Origin of the sequence: Paenalcaligenes hominis, assembly GCF_011927625.1 — a bacterium.
Classification (GTDB): domain Bacteria; phylum Pseudomonadota; class Gammaproteobacteria; order Burkholderiales; family Burkholderiaceae_B; genus Paenalcaligenes; species Paenalcaligenes hominis.
Map to the genome: position 1 here is coordinate 494,448 of NZ_JAATIZ010000002.1, position 18,431 is coordinate 512,878.

General features: G+C 48.8%; 15 protein-coding genes. 8 read left to right on the forward strand and 7 right to left on the reverse strand.

All coding sequences use genetic code 11. From position 1 onward, the window contains the following. Positions 1–8: 8 nt before the first annotated feature. Entirely contained in the window at positions 9–2,816 is a 2,808-nt protein-coding gene (locus GGR41_RS06420) for a cytochrome c (RefSeq protein ID WP_167661123.1), read from the reverse strand. 9 nt (positions 2,817–2,825) lie between these two features. Next, positions 2,826–3,296 carry a (2Fe-2S)-binding protein gene (locus GGR41_RS06425; RefSeq protein WP_077734356.1) on the reverse strand — a complete coding sequence of 157 codons (471 nt, stop codon included), beginning with the start codon at positions 3,294–3,296 and terminating at the stop codon, positions 2,826–2,828. Between the two features lie 225 nt (positions 3,297–3,521). On the opposite strand from GGR41_RS06425, the gene GGR41_RS06430 reads away from it, so the two are divergent. Genes GGR41_RS06430 through GGR41_RS06445 form a run of 4 tightly spaced genes read left to right on the forward strand, consistent with a single transcriptional unit; the run spans position 3,522 to position 8,289 of the window. Further along, positions 3,522–5,780, forward strand: a complete 2,259-nt coding sequence (locus GGR41_RS06430; RefSeq protein ID WP_167661124.1) for a xanthine dehydrogenase family protein molybdopterin-binding subunit — start codon at positions 3,522–3,524, stop codon at positions 5,778–5,780. 5 nt (positions 5,781–5,785) lie between these two features. Beyond that, on the forward strand, positions 5,786–6,616 hold the full coding sequence (locus GGR41_RS06435; RefSeq protein WP_077734354.1) for an alpha/beta fold hydrolase: 831 nt from the start codon (positions 5,786–5,788) through the stop codon (positions 6,614–6,616). A 19-nt stretch (positions 6,617–6,635) separates the two neighbouring features. Next, entirely contained in the window at positions 6,636–7,682 is a 1,047-nt protein-coding gene (locus GGR41_RS06440; protein WP_167661125.1) for a 2,5-dihydroxypyridine 5,6-dioxygenase NicX family protein, read from the forward strand. Continuing rightward, positions 7,675–8,289, forward strand: coding sequence for an N-carbamoylsarcosine amidohydrolase (locus tag GGR41_RS06445; protein ID WP_077734353.1), 615 nt, complete (start codon positions 7,675–7,677; stop codon positions 8,287–8,289). Before GGR41_RS06440 ends, GGR41_RS06445 begins: the two co-directional genes overlap by 8 nt. Before the next feature lie 94 nt (positions 8,290–8,383). On the opposite strand, the gene GGR41_RS06450 is transcribed toward GGR41_RS06445, so the two are convergent. Together GGR41_RS06450 and GGR41_RS06455 are read right to left on the reverse strand one after the other, a co-directional pair. Beyond that, positions 8,384–9,697 (reverse strand): MFS transporter, encoded by a 1,314-nt coding sequence (locus GGR41_RS06450; protein ID WP_077734345.1) that lies wholly within the window; start codon positions 9,695–9,697, stop codon positions 8,384–8,386. Positions 9,698–9,776: 79 nt separating this feature from the next. Continuing rightward, entirely contained in the window at positions 9,777–10,919 is a 1,143-nt protein-coding gene (locus GGR41_RS06455) for an FAD-dependent monooxygenase (RefSeq protein ID WP_167661126.1), read from the reverse strand. A gap of 222 nt (positions 10,920–11,141) precedes the next feature. On the opposite strand from GGR41_RS06455, the gene GGR41_RS06460 reads away from it, so the two are divergent. After that, positions 11,142–11,603, forward strand: coding sequence for a MarR family winged helix-turn-helix transcriptional regulator (locus GGR41_RS06460; RefSeq protein WP_167661127.1), 462 nt, complete (start codon positions 11,142–11,144; stop codon positions 11,601–11,603). 57 nt (positions 11,604–11,660) lie between these two features. On the opposite strand, the gene GGR41_RS06465 is transcribed toward GGR41_RS06460, so the two are convergent. Continuing rightward, positions 11,661–12,452 carry an aspartate dehydrogenase gene (locus tag GGR41_RS06465; protein WP_167661128.1) on the reverse strand — a complete coding sequence of 264 codons (792 nt, stop codon included), beginning with the start codon at positions 12,450–12,452 and terminating at the stop codon, positions 11,661–11,663. A 431-nt stretch (positions 12,453–12,883) separates the two neighbouring features. Here GGR41_RS06465 and GGR41_RS06470 point away from each other — a divergent pair, with 431 nt between their 5' ends. Continuing rightward, positions 12,884–14,965 carry a BCCT family transporter gene (locus GGR41_RS06470; protein ID WP_167661129.1) on the forward strand — a complete coding sequence of 694 codons (2,082 nt, stop codon included), beginning with the start codon at positions 12,884–12,886 and terminating at the stop codon, positions 14,963–14,965. 28 nt (positions 14,966–14,993) lie between these two features. Here the strand turns inward: GGR41_RS06470 and GGR41_RS06475 are convergent, their stop codons facing one another. After that, positions 14,994–15,947 carry a helix-turn-helix domain-containing protein gene (locus GGR41_RS06475; protein ID WP_167661130.1) on the reverse strand — a complete coding sequence of 318 codons (954 nt, stop codon included), beginning with the start codon at positions 15,945–15,947 and terminating at the stop codon, positions 14,994–14,996. Positions 15,948–16,138: 191 nt separating this feature from the next. On the opposite strand from GGR41_RS06475, the gene GGR41_RS06480 reads away from it, so the two are divergent. Continuing rightward, positions 16,139–16,669 (forward strand): 2,4'-dihydroxyacetophenone dioxygenase family protein, encoded by a 531-nt coding sequence (locus GGR41_RS06480; RefSeq protein WP_167661131.1) that lies wholly within the window; start codon positions 16,139–16,141, stop codon positions 16,667–16,669. A 10-nt stretch (positions 16,670–16,679) separates the two neighbouring features. On the opposite strand, the gene GGR41_RS06485 is transcribed toward GGR41_RS06480, so the two are convergent. Beyond that, positions 16,680–17,315 (reverse strand): TetR/AcrR family transcriptional regulator, encoded by a 636-nt coding sequence (locus GGR41_RS06485; protein ID WP_167661132.1) that lies wholly within the window; start codon positions 17,313–17,315, stop codon positions 16,680–16,682. 409 nt (positions 17,316–17,724) lie between these two features. Between GGR41_RS06485 and GGR41_RS06490 the strand changes: the two genes are divergently transcribed. Then, entirely contained in the window at positions 17,725–18,426 is a 702-nt protein-coding gene (locus tag GGR41_RS06490) for a TerC family protein (RefSeq protein ID WP_077734339.1), read from the forward strand. The last annotated feature ends 5 nt before the right edge of the window (positions 18,427–18,431 follow it).

Genomic DNA, 18,431 nt, shown 5'->3' on the forward strand with positions numbered 1-18,431 from the left:
GGTTGGGGTTAGAGGTGACCAGGTTGCTGGCGAATTTGTTGAACCCTGTCTAAGAGATTTGGCCAAGCAGGCGCTTCGGGAGCATAGTTTTTGCGTAAATACTGAACTAAATCCACCATTTGCTGATCGTTAAAGCTGTTTTTAAAGGCTGGCATATTGCCTAAGCCAGGAGCGGATGGTCGCGTAATGCCGTGCATAATCACTTGAATTAAATTGTCGGGCTTATCACTGTGCACGTTGGTATTTAATGCCAGAGACGGTCGCGAGCCAAATAGCGCCGGCCCAGACTGGCTATCATGACACACGGCACAGGCCCCATCATAAAGGGTTTTGCCTGGCATCAACCAGACGTCCACCTCATGCGTTTGTGTGGCTTGCTCGACCTGAGCCACGCTAACACTGGAAGACGTGACTGTATCGGGGGCGGTTTGCTTTTGCCCATCTAAATTCATGAGGTAATGCGACATAGCTCGCACATCGTACTCGGGCAGTTCTGCTAGGCCAGCAATAATAGGGCCCATTGGACCAGCGGCTACACCGTGCTGAGTCGATTGCCCTGTGCGTAAGTATTGGTATAGCTCGGCTTCGGTCCACGCCACCGGTGCTTTAGATAAGGCATTTAAAGCAGGTGCCTCCCAACCATCGGCCTCGCCCCCAGCTAAAAAGTATTGGCCACGTTTTTCCCCACCTAGCGCATTACGTGGCGAGTGACATGCTGCACAGTGGCCACTGCTATTTACCAGATAGGCTCCTCGGTTCCATAGCTGTGATTGGTCTTCTTGGTACTGATAGGCTTGGCGCTCTTTGTGGAACAAGGTGTTCCAACCTGCTAAAGCGGGTCTAAAGCTAAATGGGAATGGAAGCTCGTTGGTCTTGTTGGGGGCGTGTACGGGCTCTTGCACCATTAAATACGCATACAAAGACTGTAGGTCTTCATCGCTTAGCTGAGCATAAGAGGTATACGGAAAAGCAGGGTACAAATGCGAGCCATCGCGGTGAATGCCGTCGCGCATCGCACGCTCAAAGGCTTTATAGGACCACGTCCCGATCCCAGTCTCTTTGTCAGGCGTGATGTTCGTAGTGTAAATGGTACCAAAAGGGGTATCCAGACCTAAGCCCCCGGCATTGGTTTTACCGTCTTCAGTGGTGTGACACACCATGCAATCGCCGGCTAAGGCCACTAAACGCCCGCGCTCGATGGCTTGACTGGAAAAAATGCTGGTATCTACTTGGTTAACAGGCGGAATAGCCGGCCGCCATGGTGCAGCCACTAAGACAGCCCCGGTCAGGGCAGTCATCATGCCACCAGCCCAGGCCCATCGTTTTTTTGCTTTGTTAAGGCGAGCTTGGCGTCCAGTTAACCGCTGGGTGGCTAGGGTTAAATCCAAAGGCGCATGATAGAGCCGCACTTGGGTGGCGTCTTTGACGGCATTGGCAATAGCCGCTGCGGCCGGTAGCTCGACCGTTTTGCTCCATGCTAACGACTGCCCCACCACTGGGCTTTGATTAAAGACTTGAATATGGGCTAGATCCGTTGCTGCGCTCGTAGCCTCTGTGGCCGAGGGTTCAGTAGGGGCAGATTTTGTGCCCGCCGCCCCTAACAACTGCTGCGTCCATTGTGAAATGCGGTGCTTTATGTGCGTTTGTGCAGAGTCAACGGGCGCGCTGTGCTGATCGGTATCAAAAGCGACCGTGACCTTATTCAAATTTAACTGTTGCTCGGTGGCATCGTATTTGAGCTCGACGGCCCATGCCGACCAGACCTCTTGAGCAGGCTGCTGCTCGTAATCAAAGGCTTTTACATACGCAAAGCCATAGCCGTGGTCTGGCTTTTGTGGCGTATAGACGTCCCCGGTGGCATTGACCCAACCGGCTTGCGTCGCGGCACGTTGAATGAGCTGTTTACCACGCTCATCACTCATTTGTGCTAGGCGGGCTTGTAGCGGATCTTGCCCTTGGGCGCGTTGGTGCTCATCAAACTCGGACTCTGCCGCAAAGCTTAATGCCGCGGCATAGTCGGCCTGCTGACCGGTTGGTGCTACCCACTCTATGTGCTGCGCTACGGCGGTGTTGACGTAATCAGTACGAACCTCGACCCCAGCAGGTTGAGGTGCGCTCCACCCTAATAACCGTGCCGCAATAGAAGTGCCTAAGCCGGGATGCACATTAGCGTGCCACCTGGTATCGGAGCTATCGTTTAATGCCAAGCGCATCACCTGCAACTGCGACTGGGCTTGTCTATAAACAGGCCTATCTACCTCTAGGGCTAACAACGCTGCCTCGACAGCCACATCATAGGATTCGGTTAATGGGGTGGTGCTTTGGTAGAGATGAATGTGTTCTGGGCTTAAGCCCGTGACGACCGCAATTTCAGACTGCAATTGACGTGGATACGCGGTGCTTAGCCACAGGTGAAGCTGTTGATCCACGTAATGCGCCACCGCCCATGCCGCGGTATTGTCCACGCTGCTGTCCCAACTATAGGTATCCTGATAAGACCAAGTGGAAGCCGCAATGGTATGACCCCAGTCCACCTCTACCTTATCGCGTGCCTGATACGCGGCATGTTGTTGAACTGCCACCACCGCCAGAAAATGGTGGCGCTGAACGCATTTCACTACCCCTGGCACGTGTTGAGCGGCGGTCCAATCTACGGATGGGGTGTGGCTGGTTTCGGTCGCGGTGACTGCGGTTAGCACGTCAGCCGCCGGATAAATGACGGCGCCATATAAAAAATGGGCTGAGGTGGGTAGTGACGGTGCGGCGGCTAATTGGTGGTTAGTAAAATGAAGTGTGGCTAAAGAACGTGGACTCATTGCTTTCTCCTAGACCGATTGGGCAGCAGCGCGAGCCGCGGCGAGAATTTCTATGTGAGTGCCACATCGACATAAATTATTGCGTAGCTCGTTACGAATTTCTGCCTCGGAGGGATGCGGATTGCGTAACAATAAGGCTTGAACCGTCATAATCATGCCATTGAGACAATAACCGCATTGCGCGGCTTGGTGATCAATAAAGGCTTGTTGGACAGGATTAGGCTGCCCGTTGTGGGCTAGCCCCTCGAGGGTGGTGATGCAGTAGTCTTTGACTGCCCCACACGTCGTCACACACGAACGCGCGGCGACACCATCGACCAATACCGTACAGGCGCCGCATTCGCCTAGGCCACACCCAAATTTTGCACTCGTCAAACCGAGGTCATTACGCAACACATACAGCAATGGCGTATCTGGGCTAACCGTGACGGTTTTTTCCTGACCATTTACACTGAGTTTTATGGAAATAAGACTAGACATCAACCCACCAATTAAAAGCCTACACACTCTATTAAACTAGAACCTACAATCATACCCTTTAAATATAAACAATCTAAAAAGAAAAAAATATCACTATCAGCTAGGGGTTTATACTTAAAAAATGTCTGCCTTATATCAATAAAAAAATATTTCATATAACCTATATACAGCGCACACACTATTTAAAGCGTTTTAAAAAAGCGCTAAGCCAGTTAAGGAATTACCATGTTTGATCGCGCGCCACGCTCAACACAACAACGTCTTTTATCTCACCCCAACAGCCTGCTAATTGTGCGCGAGCCGAGCTTGCCACCCACGCCTGCACCGGGTCAACCGGGGGTGAATTCCACTTACCTTCAAGCTCACGATGATATTTTTGTGGCCATTACCGACGAAGGCATCTTTGCATTTAATGGTCACGTAGATTTGGGTACAGGCATTCAGACAGCGCTAGGGCAAATCGTGGCCGATGAACTAGACATACGACCCGATCAACTGCAAATGGTGCTAGGTCATACCGATGCGTCGCCTAACCAAGGGCCAACCATCGCCAGCGCCTCTATTCAAATTACAGCTGTGCCACTGCGTAAAGCCGCTGCGCAGGCTAAACAAATTTTACTGCAACATCAGAGCCAAGCTTGGCAAGTGAATGTAAAAGACCTGCATGCGGATCAGGGGGTTATTTACGGCCCGAATGGCTTAGCCATACGCTATGAAGACGCTGTTCAGGCTGTGCAATTGCGCGCCTACCTCGATAACGATACCGTCACTAAAACCCCAGCGCAGCTCAAACTCGTTGGTCAATCAGCGCCCCGCGTTGATATTCCTAAAAAAGCCGTGGGCGCCTTTACCTATGTGCACGATGTACAGGTACCTGGTATGTGGCATGCCCGTGTGGTGCGCCCCCCCTACTTAGGGCGGGATAGCGGCGACTTTATTGGACGCAGCCTCATTTCGGTGGACCCTCATTCCGTCAGCCATATTAGCCCCGATATCGAAGTGATACAGCAGGGCGATTTTGTTGCTGTGATTGCGCAACGCGAAGAGCACGCTGCTCAGGCCGCGCGCGAGCTAAGCGTCAGCTGGCACACGCCGCCAGATTTAATGGATTTGTCGTGTTTACGTGATGCAGTGGATGCCCATTTCTCTACACCCCGTCTGTTGAAAGACACGCCCTTAGAGAACCCCACGCCTGACGGTTGCATAGAGCTAGAAAATGAATACGTTTGGCCCTTTCAATTACATGGCTCGATTGGCCCCTCTTGCGCTGTCGCGATTTACGATCCCGCGCTTACGCAAATTTGGTCGGGTAGCCAAAACCCCCATATGCTGCGCGCTCAACTTAGTGAACTTTTTGACATTGATGAAGGCACGATCGAAATTATTCGTCACGAGGCATCAGGCTGCTATGGCCGCAACTGCGCCGATGATGTGTGCGCCGATGCCCTGCTCATCGCTAAACTAAGTCAACGACCGATACGAGTTCAGCTGACGCGCGAGCAAGAGCATGCATGGGAGCCCAAAGGCGCTGCGCAGCTTATGAAAAACAAAGCCCTAGTCAGCCCTGACGGCGAGCTATTACGTTATGAGTTTCAAACCCATTACCCTTCCAATGATGCCCCTTTATTAGCCGCGTTGTTAACGGGTCAGGTGTCTGCCCAGCCTCGTACCTTACAGATGGGCGATCGTACCGCAGTGCCTCCGTATGCGTATTCAAGTCAACATATTGTATGTAATGATATGGCACCGATTGTGCGAGCCTCGTGGCTGCGGGGCGTTTCTGCCTTGCCCAATTCGTTCGCTCATGAATGCATGATTGACGAGTTAGCGTATGCGGTGGGCCACGACCAAGTGGCTTTTCGGGTGAAACACCTTCATGAAGACCCACGCGCTCAAGACCTGCTGTTGGCGGTGGCCAAACAGGCACAGTGGCAGCCCAACCATGCTGGCTCACGTGGCGTCAGCGATGCAGACGGTTGGATGTACGGTCGCGGTGTTGGCTATGCCCGCTATATTCATAGTAAGTTTCCTGGCTTTGGCTCGGCCTGGTCAGCCTGGATCGTGGACTTAAAAGTGCATGAACGCACTGGCCAAGTGATTATCGAACACATCACCGTTGGTCAAGACACGGGGCAGATGATTAACCCCGCTGGCGTACGCCATCAAATTCATGGCAATGTGATCCAATCCCTAAGCCGCACCCTCTATGAATCCGTGCAGTTTGATGCACAAGGGGTCACCAGTTTGGAATGGGGCGCCTACCCTATCCTGAAATTTACCGACTTACCTCCCATTGATGTGGTGCTGGTAGAGCGCCCTGACGAGGCCCCGCTTGGTTCGGGCGAGTCTGGGTCGCTGCCCTGCGCTCCTGCTGTGGCGAACGCTTTGTTTGATGCCACGGCACGGCGGTTTTACGAAGCGCCTTTTAGCCCCACTCATGTCAAACACATTTTAACTACTCAACCCCCCGTTACTAGGAGATAAAGAGAATGAGTACCTTCTTATATGGCGGCAACGTACATGCCAATGGTATCCGTCAACACTACTTACGTTACGGCAAGCCAAACGATGCGGCCCAACAGCAACGTGATGCCATTATTCTGGTGCCTGGCATTACCAGCCCCGCTGTAACCTGGGGTTTTGTGGCAGAACGCTTAGGTCAGTATTTTGATACGTATGTACTGGATGTACGCGGGCGCGGCCTTAGTTCTGCGGAAGATGGCCTAGATTATGGTCTAACAGCCCAAGCGCATGACGTCATTGAATTCGCCAAGGCCATTGGCTTAACACGCTATGCCGTCGTGGGTCATTCCATGGGGGGCCGTATTGGTGCACGCGCTGCCGCTATGCACCCCGAAGGCCTCACCCGTCTGGTTATGGTGGACCCGCCCGTTTCTGGCCCAGGCCGTCGTCCTTATCCTGCTCAGTTACCTTGGTATGTGGATTCGATGGCGCTCGCACGAAAAGGCTGCACCGCAGAGCAAATGCGTGCTTTTTGCCCTACTTGGACCGAAGAGCAGCTACAACTGCGCGCTCAATGGCTTCATACATGTAATGAATCCGCCATTATCCAAAGTTTTAACGATTTCCAAAATGACGATGTACACCAAGACTTTGCTAAAGTCACTGTGCCTACCTTGCTCATGATTGCCGAGCGCGGCGATGTGATCCGTCCCGAAGAAGCAGAAGAAATCCAATCCCTTATTCCTAAGCTCAGCATTTCCCATGTTGCCGATGCCGGTCACATGATCCCATGGGACAACGAAGAAGGCTTTTATCAAGCCTTTGGCGAGTTCCTCGGCGCTGCGTTAAACCCTTAAGCTAAACCGGAGTTGTTTTATGGCCGTCAGCGACTATCAACTAATTAATGCTTGGCTCGAGGTACTTAGCCTCTCCAAACTGGAAAAAAACCAAACCGTTACGATTCTGACCGGTGCCTCTACGCACCCTCAAACCTTGCGTTGCGCCTTAACAGCTGTGCAAATGAAAGGGGCGATAGTGAATCGTTTGGATTTGCCCCCCGTCAATGCAGAAAAAGCCTTAAGTCGTGATTCGTTATCCTACTTAGGCACCACACCGATTACCAACAACCCTGCCGCCATTGCTGCATTAAAAGCCAGCGATTTGGTATTGGATTTGATGACATTACTTTTTTCACCCGAACAAGGTGAAATTTTAGCCAGCGGTACTAAGATTCTCTTGGCTGTTGAGCCACCAGAGATTTTGGTTCGTGCGCTTCCTAGTCAAGCCGACCGTACTCGCGTGTTAAATGCAGCTAAAAAAATCGAAAATGCCTCTGCCATGCGTATTAGCTCTGCGGCTGGCACCAACCTGTACTGCCCAATTGGCGATTTCCCCGCCATCAGCGAATACGGCTTTGTTGACGAACCCGGACGTTGGGACCACTGGCCAAGCGGCTTTGTGCTGACATGGCCTAACGAAGGTGGCGCGACAGGAACCATCGTCATTGATAAAGGCGATATTTTACTGCCTCAGAAAAAATACGTGTCCGAGCCCATTACGCTTACCGTAGAAAATGGCTACGCGACCAAAATTGAGGGTGGCATCGACGCTGAGCTCTTAGATGAGTATATGCAAACCTTTAACGACCCCGAAGGCTATGCCATTTCTCATATTGGCTGGGGTCTACAGCCTCGTACGCACTGGTCTACCTTAGATCATTACGATAAAGAGCAAACCATTGGTATGGATGCGCGTGCCTTTGAGGGGAATTTCCTCTTTTCCCTAGGGCCAAATAACGAGGCAGGGGGCGACCGCACCACCGCTTGTCATATTGATATCCCCTTACGCCGTTGCGATGTATTTTTAGATGATCTCTGCGTAGTGAAAGCAGGACGTGTTTTAGATGGAGCAAACAATGAGTGAAACTGCGGTTTACGCTAAACAAGGTTTTGGCGCACAACTGGAGCCTAAAGCCCCTTATGGCCTATTAATTATTGATTTAGTAAACGGCTTTGCTGATCCAGAGGTATTTGGTGGCGGTAATATTCCCGAAGCCATTGCAAACACCCAAGAACTGCTTGCTCTAGCCCGTGAAAAAAACTGGCCTGTGGCGCATACGCGCATTGTTTTTGCCGATGATCAGTCCGATAACAACATCTTTAGCATTAAAGTGCCAAGCATGTTGACCCTGCTAGAAGACAGCCACAACAGTCAAATCGTGCCCGAGCTAGCTCCAGCAGAAGGTGAGTTAGTCGTACGCAAAACAGTGCCCTCTGCCTTTTTTGGCACCTCATTAGCAGCATGGCTAACCCAACGTGGTGTGCAAACATTAGTGGTAGCCGGTGCCGTGACTAGTGGTTGTGTCCGGGCATCAGTGGTTGATGCCATGCAATTAGGCTTCCGCCCGTTAGTGGTGTCGGATTGCGTGGGCGACCGCGCTATTGCTCCACACGACGCGAACTTGTTTGATATGGAACAAAAATACGCCTACGTGGCCACGCTAGAACAAACCAAAGCCCTATTGGCTTAGGTGATTCAACCACACGCTCTCTGCCCCTAGCATGCTAGGGGTAAAAAAAAGCCTGAGCAATGCTCAGGCTTTTTTGTAGGTAGAACAAGCTGGATTAACGGTTTACTAGCTTGGCTGGGAAGGCCAGAGCCAAGAACGCGTTAAATACCAAACACGCGGCAAAGAACCACAAGGCGGCATGGCTTGTGCCGGTTAAATCAGTGGCGATCCCCATCAATGAGTTACTGACTAGACCTGCAATATTGGCTAATGAACACGCTAAGGCAAACCCAGTCGCTGCCGCCGTTCCTTTTAAGAAGGTAGCTGGCACACTGAAAAATACCGGTACGGCACCTAGCAATGCACACGAGGCAACGGTAAAGCACACCACCGTCATGACCAAGTTACCACCAAAAAACGTGCTAACGGTTAACGCGGCGGCACCAATGAGTAAAGGAATACATAAGTGCCAACGGCGCTCGCGGTGACGATCCGAGCTAGCCCCAACAAAAAGCATACCAAACACCCCAGCAATACTTGGGATAGCGGTTAGTAAGCCAATATGGAAGGTATCCATAACGCCAGCATTACGAATAAAGGTTGGCATCCAGAACCCAATTGCATAGGCTCCGAGCAAAATAGAGAAGTCGATACTGCCGAGCATCCAGACTTTTAAGTTAAAGAAACCGTCTTTAAAGCTGCTCTTGCTGTGCTTACCTTCTCGGTCATCGGCATCTAGGTCTTTTTTCAATAAGGCTTTTTCTTCGGCGCTTAACCATTTCGCTTTTTCGTAATGATCAGGTAATGCCCAAAACGTTAAAATACCTAGCAAAATACTGGGGATGGCTTCAAGGAAAAACAGCCATTGCCATCCGTGCCAACCATTTAAACCATGGAAATGACCCATGATCCAGCCAGAAATCGGGCCGCCAATTACGCTAGATAGGGGTAGACCTAGCATAAATAAAGCAATAATTTTGCCACGACGGTAGGTAGGGAACCAGGTCGTTAGGTAATACAACACACCGGGCAAGAACCCTGCCTCTGCGGCACCTAACAAAAAGCGCACAATATAAAACTGAGTGGGGGTGGTCACGAGCATGGTCAAGCCGGACAAAATGCCCCACGAGATCATAATACGGGCAATCCAAACGCGAGCCCCTACTTTTTCTAGTGCCAAGTTACTGGGCACTTCAAATAAGATATAGCCCACAAAGAACAACCCAGCACCTAGACCGTAAATGGTCTCGCTAAATTGTAAGTCTTCGAGCATTTGTAGCTTAGCAAAACCTACGTTAATACGATCCAAATAGGCTGCTAAATAACAAAAGCATAAAAATGGAATTAACTTCCAAACGATCTTCTTGTAAAGCTCTTGATTATGTCCACTAGCGTGCGGCGCGGACCCGAGAGCTGCCTGTGTTTGCATGATTGTCTCCTACTACCATAAAAGCGTTAACGCATTTATAAAAAATGCGTTAACTAAACTATCTGTCTGTACCTAAATTTTAGTTAGCGGCGGTAAGAGGCTCGGCATAAGCATCGTAGCCATATACCCAAGCTGGATCTTCTTGTTTTAACAAGAAGGTATTACCGTTGGAGACTGCTTGAACCTTAGTGGCACGGTCTTTACGTGTTCCTTCGTAAAGCGAGAAAGCCGTTTCGTAATCTTGTGTACCGGTTTCCTCTAAGCAACGCGCTAGAATTGCCGCATCTTCAATTGCCATGCAAGCCCCTTGAGCCATATGAGGTCTCATTGGATGACATGCATCACCCAACATCACTAAACGGCCACGGCTCCATAAAGGTAAGGGATTACGGTTTAACAACGGCCATTTCGTAATGTTTTCAGTAGAACGAATCAAGTTTTGTACGGTGGAGTGATACCCATCAAATGCCTCAAGCATTTCCTCTTGGCTACTGTCCACAAAAGGCCCTTGGAAGTCCCACGCATCATGGGGAACACCGGTGACAAAGTAGTATTCATCGCGCTTGCCTGTGGTGTAGTACACCATCATGTGGCTGTCTGGACGCCACCACTTCACACATGGCTCGAACTCATCAGCAAACTTTCTGAGGTTCTCGCCACGAATCAATGCCCGGTGTGCGACCCAACCGCTATAAGTCGGTACCTCTACACCAAGTAACGTTTCACGCACTTTAGAGTGGATGCCATCAGCACCAATCACTAAATCCGCATGCACTTCGCTGCCATCTTTAAACAACAAGCGCACATAGCCGTCTTCCTCTTGGAGGCTTTCTAAACGTTTGCCGTAATGCACGGTGCCGTCTTTCAAGCTGTTAATTTGCAACTCGTGCATATCGCCACGATGGATGGTGATGTAGGCCGCACCGTACTCTTTGCGAGCGAACTCACCTAAGGGAATGCGTGATAGGTAATCGCCTGTTTCCCCTTCGCGGCTAAACCAAAAATCAGGGTGGGAGCCCATTTGCTCTAGCTTTTCCTCTAAACCAATTTGACGGAAAATGCGCATTGCGTTTGGACCCACGTGAATCCCAGCGCCGAGTCGAGAAAAAGCATCTGCCTGCTCGAATAACTCAACATCAAAACCGGCTTTCTGTAACAGAGCAGCGGCAGCCGCCCCGCCAATCCCGGCGCCTACAACTGCTATACCGACTTTCTTAATCATTCGATCATTACTCCCTGAATCAATCTAAGCTTAAAACGTATTAGATTAAAGTGTACACACTGATAACGATCTAAGAAACAAGAAAATATTAGGGGTTTACGCTAATAAAGAACCGTTTTTTACAGCGCCTAGACTTTAAATCACCTGTGTACACACTGTGGTTTCACTAAAGGCTATACTGTAACCATTGTCTTAAAACTGCGTTAAGGAAGAAGGATGCAAATGACAGAAAAGCCCACCACTACGTTGCCCGAATACGATGTCACCGAACAGATTGGGCACTTATTACGTCGTGCTACCCAACGTCATACAGCGATTTTTCAGCAACATATTGGTGACAGTCAGTTAACCGCCATCCAGTTCGTTACCTTGTGCGCACTGTACGATAAAGGGCCAAGCTCACAAATTGAATTGGTTGCCGCTACGGCCGTTGACCAAGCCACGATTCGGGGCATTATTAATCGACTGAAATCACGTGGGTTGGTTTTACTTTCCACCAGTCTTGACGATAAACGCAAGGTCATCATTAGCCTCAGCCCCGAGGGCAAAGCCTTAATCGAGCAAACGATTCCCCGTGCGCAGCATATCAGTCAACTGACGCTTGGTAACCTCAACCCCGCCGAACAAATCGCGATTGTGTATTTATTAAAAAAAATGAGCGATGACAATGGCGTAGTGAGCTAAGACAAAAAAACCCCCTTTTTACTACCTAAAGGGGGCGGATTGAGTTAAACCTGTGCTTTAGCGCAATTGCAGCACAGCAAACTCTCTTTTGACGACACTGGCAATGCTTTGCGCCACGATCCATGAGCTTTTAGGGTTGGTGGGCGAGGGAAAATTACGAATTTCCATGCTCATTTTTCCAAACTGGCTTTGGACATGAATGCGATGCGTATTGCGCTCTAGGGCTGGGTCTACGATGACACGGACGGTAGTGCGCTCTAACCCCGGCCCAGCCAAAGCTAGGGTGGCGGCCACATTTAAATTTTTAGGGTAAAGACGCGCTGCCTCGGCGGCGTTGCCCTCAAACATCACATAGGGTTCGGTGATGGTGCTTGGGTCTATGCCCGCAGCGATAAGCTCGTTGGACCAAGCTTTGACGGGCTTTAAAGAGTCATACACCAGCGTTAGATCAGGTGCATCTTTTAACGATTGAATATAATCCAGCCCCCCTACTGCACCCGATGGCAAGATAATACGGCTGCCGTGTTGTTGACACAGCTGCTGTGCTGTTTCTAGGAGCCCCGGCTGGGTGAACGCCCCCACGGAAGACACGACTACCGTGGCTTGCGTAGCAAGACACATGGGTAAGTACTGCACGACCGCATCTTGAGAGGCCGCTTCAATAATAAATTGTGGCTTAAAGGCCAATAGCTCATCAATGTGCGTACACACCTGTACACCCGCTATCTGGGCCTCGTGTTGCCGCAGAACCATCACCTCTGCCTGTAGCTGTTCAATCAAGGGCTGCAAAGAACGCAACACATCCTGATTAATTGCCCCAAATCCAATCAAACCAATACGGTACGACATTTTTGTTCCTAAAATTTATTTCTATTTTATCAAGCGGCTTAATGAAGCCGTGCACCAACACTGTCAGTGTACCGAGTACGGCAAAATTGTAATACTAAGCCCCCAATGCGTAATCACCTACGATACATTCTGTTTCAAGCTCTAGTTAATTTTTGTTAAAGCACGGTATATTTTTTATTCTTAATATGTTTAGATTTTAACTTTTAGATTATTGCACTGCCTTTATGTATTTATATGAAGAAACTTAAAACACAGTAAAAAAAGCTATAACCACCTAACTCGAGCCTAAAAGGACAAATTTAAACTGGGTACAGCCCTTTTTATTTATAAAAAATAAATATTAAAAATTAAATTAATATCTATTTTTTATATTTTTTAGGCGTAATCGAACCTCACTTATTTTTAATTTACGTGCTCGCAGAGGACGACTTATGACCTCAAAAAAATCCCTTTCCCCTACGATTCTGATGCCTGTATTTGCGCCAGCCGTGATCATCATTGTTTTAATGGTGATTGGCACAATGAGTAATCCTGATTTAGCAGGCGAATTATTCTCTAGTGCTTTGGCATATCTCACCACCAACTTTGGTTGGTTTTATATGCTTTCAGTGGCTTTTTTCCTTATATTTTTGGTCTCCATCACATTTACAAAGTGGGGCAGCATTAAATTAGGACCAGATCATGCCGATCCGGAATACAGCTTTACCTCATGGTTTGCCATGCTGTTTTCGGCAGGTTATGGCATAGCCCTGTTATTTTTTGGTGTAGCCGAGCCCGTCTTACATTATGCTTCACCCCCGGCAGGTCCCGCCTTAACCGTAGACGCTGCTAAACAAGCTATGCAAATCGCCTTCTTTCATTGGGGTTTTCATATCTGGGCAATTTACGGCTTGGTGGGCCTTACTTTAGCGTATTTTACCTTTAGGCATGGTCTACCGCTTTCTATGCGTTCAGCTTTATACCCCATTATTGGCGACCGCATTTATGGGCCTATCGGCCACGTGGTCGACATTTTTGCTATTCTGGGCACACTGTTTGGCATTGCGACCACACTGGGGCTATCGGTTACACAGATAAATGTCGGGCTGAACTACCTATGGCCCAGTATTCCTGTCACCCACACAGTCCAAATTTTTACCATTATTTTGGTAACGGCTTTGACCTCGCTTTCCGTTGGTGCCGGTTTAGATAAAGGGGTAAAACGCCTTTCATTACTTAATATTTTTCTTGCCGTTGCCTTGATGGTGTTTGTTTTTGTAACAGGCCCTACTATCTTCATCTTAAATACCTTTATGCAAAACACAGGTAGCTACCTCAGTAACATTGTAGAGCGCACCTTTAATTTGCAGGCATACACCACAAGCGACTGGATCGGTAACTGGACCTTATTTATCTTTGGCTGGACTATTGCGTGGGCCCCTTTTGTAGGCCTGTTTATCGCTAAAATTAGCCGCGGCCGTACTATTCGCCAATTTATTGTGGGGGTCATGGTTGTACCCACTGTGTTTACCTTTTTATGGTTTTCCGTTTTTGGTGATACCGCTTTACATATGATTATGGTCGAAGGCTACACGGCTCTCATTGAGGAAGTGCAGGCAGACCATGCTATCGCATTATTTAAGCTGTTTGAACGCTTACCCTTAGCCAGTATTGTGTCTTTCGTAACGGTGATGTTAATTGGTCTGTTTTTTGTGACCTCGTCTGATTCTGGCTCGTTAGTGATTGACTCACTCGCTTCGGGCGGCGCGGCTTATACCCCTGTGTGGCAGCGCGTTTTTTGGGCATCCATGTCAGGTGTTGTTGCCATTGCGTTGCTGCTTGCAGGCGGCTTAAGCGCTCTTCAAGCCGCTTCGGTAATCAGTGCCTTACCCTTCGCCATCATTATGATTATCGCTGCAATTGGTATGTGGCGTGCACTGGTCATTGAGGAGCATCACGAAGCCAGCCTCCAAGGCTCTCTACAAAATCGTCCTGTGGGCGCACGTAACAATCGCAATTACTGGAAAAAACGTTTGGCTAATTTAGTGGATTTTCCTTCTCGTACTGATGTGGAAAACTTTATTCGCCATACCGTCATGTCTAGCATGCAGCGGGTAGAGCAAGAGCTTGAAGAACAAGGTTGGAATGCCGAAGTGATTTTTGATGAGCAAAATCACCGTGCACACTTCGAAGTGATCCAAGAAGGCAAGTTGGAGTTTATTTATGAAGTGCGCTTACGCGGCTATGAAATGCCCGATTTTGATCTGCCAGAGGATTCCAAAAATGGCGATAGCGCCGAAGAAAAATATTACCGTGCCGAAGTCTTTTTACGCCGTGGCGGTCAAGCTTATGACGTCTACGGCTACGAACAGTCGGATATTATTTCTGATATTTTGGATCAGTTTGAAAAATACATGCATTTCTTGCATGTGTCCCCTGGTATCTTGCCGTGGAACATGGAAGACCATGATGAAGACTTGATCCACGATGAGCATACCCCGACGACCGAGCCATCGCCTCGCCCTCAGTCTTAGTCGTATACAGGTCGCTGCGGCGACCTTTTTACTGAACTCTGCTGAGCTGCGAAGGACTCAAGCCATAGCGCTGTTTAAAACGACGTGAAAAGTGCGCTGTGCTGGCAAAGCCTACCTCGGCCGCTAAATGCTCGATGGAAAATACCGATGCCTTGTCCTGAGCCAGACGCCAATAGGCTCGCTGTAGACGTTGACTGACCACATAATGTTGTAGGCTGCTTTTTATGCATTGACTAAAGATACGTTGTAGATGGCGTTCTGAGACCCCAACTGCCGCCGCAATGCATGCATTGGTTAGACCGGGGTCGTCCAGACGCTCAGCGATGAACTGCTGTGCAGCAATCACATACATCAGGCTTAAGCTGCTTTGGCTGATTGATGATTGATCGGGGCCAAGCAAAGCTGTCATTAAGCTCACAACTTGCTCATGAAGTGCTAACACCTGGTGATGACAAGGCTGTGCCATAAAGCGGCGACAACAGTTTGCTAAGGTGCGCTGTAATAGGCGTTGCTGGGAAGTGGTAGCGCGCAAGCGCAAGGGTTGGTCTAAAACAGTGAGATTTAGGTGCTGTACTGTTTCACGCGGCAAATCAATAATAATTTGACGCATACTGCTTTTGAACCCAAATACATAAGGGTGGTCGGTACGATAAATTAGCATATCGTGCGGCTGAACATCGTAACACTGCTTGCCTTGATAAAAATAAGCCGCACTCATGAAATCAAAAGAAATAAACACGCTGTCTTTAGGGGTGCGCTGTATATGCGAGGCAGTGCGCTCAATACTATGCGAATTGCCACGAATCAAACTAAGGCCGACGTGTGGGCTCCACATATTTTGTTGTTCGGCCATTAAACCTTGGGGGTCGTAGGCGTTGCACCGCAAGTCGACCAGTTGATTAGAGCTATAGGACTCCCAATAGGCACAACGTTGTGTCAAGGGCAACGATGCCGTGGAAGCAGAAGTAAGACGCATGCTCATCACTCAACCCAATAATCAATGAGCTTTTTAGCTTAGCGACTCTGTGATCTCTGCACAGCAAGGGTTTATACCCAGTTTAGTCTGACTAAGAGGCGATTTCGTCTGATTTTATGTCTTTTAGAGTCAAAACAGGCCGGCTTCTTCTGTTTATACTCCTTGATAGAGAAATTAATTCTGGTTAGGAGACCATCATGACAACATCAGGAAATGAATTTTGGCGCAACATTGCCCCCATCGAAAACGTGTTTAAACCCGATGCGCTGCCTGAGGTATACATTGCGAACGCCCCCACCGATGATGCCTCTTTGTATGTGCCCTTTACGGATACCGTATCATCACGCCCCCTATGGATTTCGCCAAATGAAAACCGCTGGTGTGATATTTTGATGGCGACTGGCCCAGGTTTAGTCAATCGCCACTACCATCCACACGAGGTTTTTGCCTACACCATCTCGGGTAAATGGGGCTATTTAGAGCATGACTGGATCGCTACAGCGGGCGATTTTGTATATGAAACACCGGGCGAGGGTCACACACTCGTGGCTTATGAACACGAAGACCCGATGAAAGTCTTTTTCAATGTGAAAGGTCCGCTAATTTGGTTAGATGAAAAAGGCGAATCCTGTGGTTATTTTGATGTGCATGATTACATTGCTTTGTGTCGTGCTCACTATGAAAAAATTGGTTTAGGCGCCGATTACGTCGATACCCTGTTTCGCTAAGGTATAGAGGCTATACCCCGTAGCCTTGCATAAAGACCACCACGGCCTCATCAATAAACACATTGAGCTCATCTTGAGTCAGGGGAACTTCAATCATGGCTTTATGGGTGGGATAAAAGCTAATCATATCGTGAAACAAGGTCGCAGCTAAGAGAGGGTCCGCTTCTCTTAGCTGTTTTTTTTGCTGTAAATCATGAATAAATTTGGCCAGCACACGCCGCGATTGTTGAGGCCGACTTTCTAGCCACACTTTGCCTAAATCCTCGAAGCGACGGGCTTCGGCAATGATTAAGCGCTGAAAGGCCAAATGACGCTCGTCGAGAAGCTGGTTCAACAAGTTATGCGCAATATGACGCAACCCTTCCTCGGGCGTTTTATTGGTAATTTCTGTAGTGCGTAAATGCTCTAAAAATTCGGCAGCTAAGCTGCGCACTACCTCGATGAAAAGCCCTTTCTTACCACCAAAATGCCGATAGACGTTGGTTTTAGAGCCGCCTACTTTTTTTATAATTTCATCAACACTGACCGCTGCATAGCCTCTTTCCAGAAACCGATCGGTGGCCTCTGCAATAATTAATTCGCGTCGATCAATGCCTCGATAAGTACGTGCAGGTGGGGCGACTTCAAAACCAAAGTTGTATTCCATCGTATTGTTGCCTGTTAGGTCTGTCGCTTTGAGTTAGCGCATTAAGATACATCGATGCATCTTAACATTATTTTCTCAGTTTTTTCTAGTCTTTACTTATTTAGTCTGAGTTAAACCAAACCCGTTGCGACGGTGCTAGACGTAGCCCCACAAGAAACTCTTTGCACAACGCTTTTTTCCGCTATACTTATGACTGACAAAGGGGAGTAGCTTATATCCGTCGCATCGTCATCACGGTCAGACTATAGGGTCTCCCGGTGCACGGGTAACAAACGCTAGCGTTGCATGTGGCCTCAACCCACATCGTTACAAGCAAGACCTTGCCAATCAAAGGGCAAGGTGCGCGTACTCCATACAAAAAGCCTGCTCTTTTATTGGGATCAGGCTTTTTTTTATTTCTGGAGTGACTATGTTGGAATTTTTCCAAACACTGAGTTGGGCAGCTGTCTTTCAAATTATTTTGATTGATATTCTTTTAGGGGGCGATAATGCGGTCGTCATTGCGTTAGCATGTCGAAACCTCCCTAAAGAACAACGCTTAAAAGGCGTTTTGTGGGGTACAGCGGGCGCCATTATATTACGTGTCTTATTGATTGCATTTGCTTTAACACTTTTGGCGGTTCCCTACCTAAAATTAATCGGCGCCTTGTTATTAGCATGGGTGGCGTTAAAACTTTTGGTGCCCGAACACGACGAGCACGCCAATATACAGGCCAGCTCCAGTGTCTGGACAGCAGTAAAAACCATTATTATTGCTGACTTTGTGATGAGTCTAGACAACGTGATTGCGATTGCAGGGGCCGCCCAATTAGCCGACCCTGAACATCAGATGGGTTTGGTCATCTTTGGGCTAGTGGTTAGCATTCCTATTATTGTGTGGGGCAGCACCTTAATCCTAAAACTTATCGACCGCTTCCCTTCTATTGTAACCTTTGGGGCAGGCCTGCTAGGTTGGATCGCCGGTGGTTTGTTAGTCACTGATGTCGTGGTGATTCGACACTTTGGCGAGCCATCTGCTTTGGTGCATTACGGCGCAGCCGCTCTTGGGGCCATCTTAGTCGTGCTCCTTGGCAAATTTCTCGCTAATCGTAAAATGAAAAAACAGGCGTAATGCTG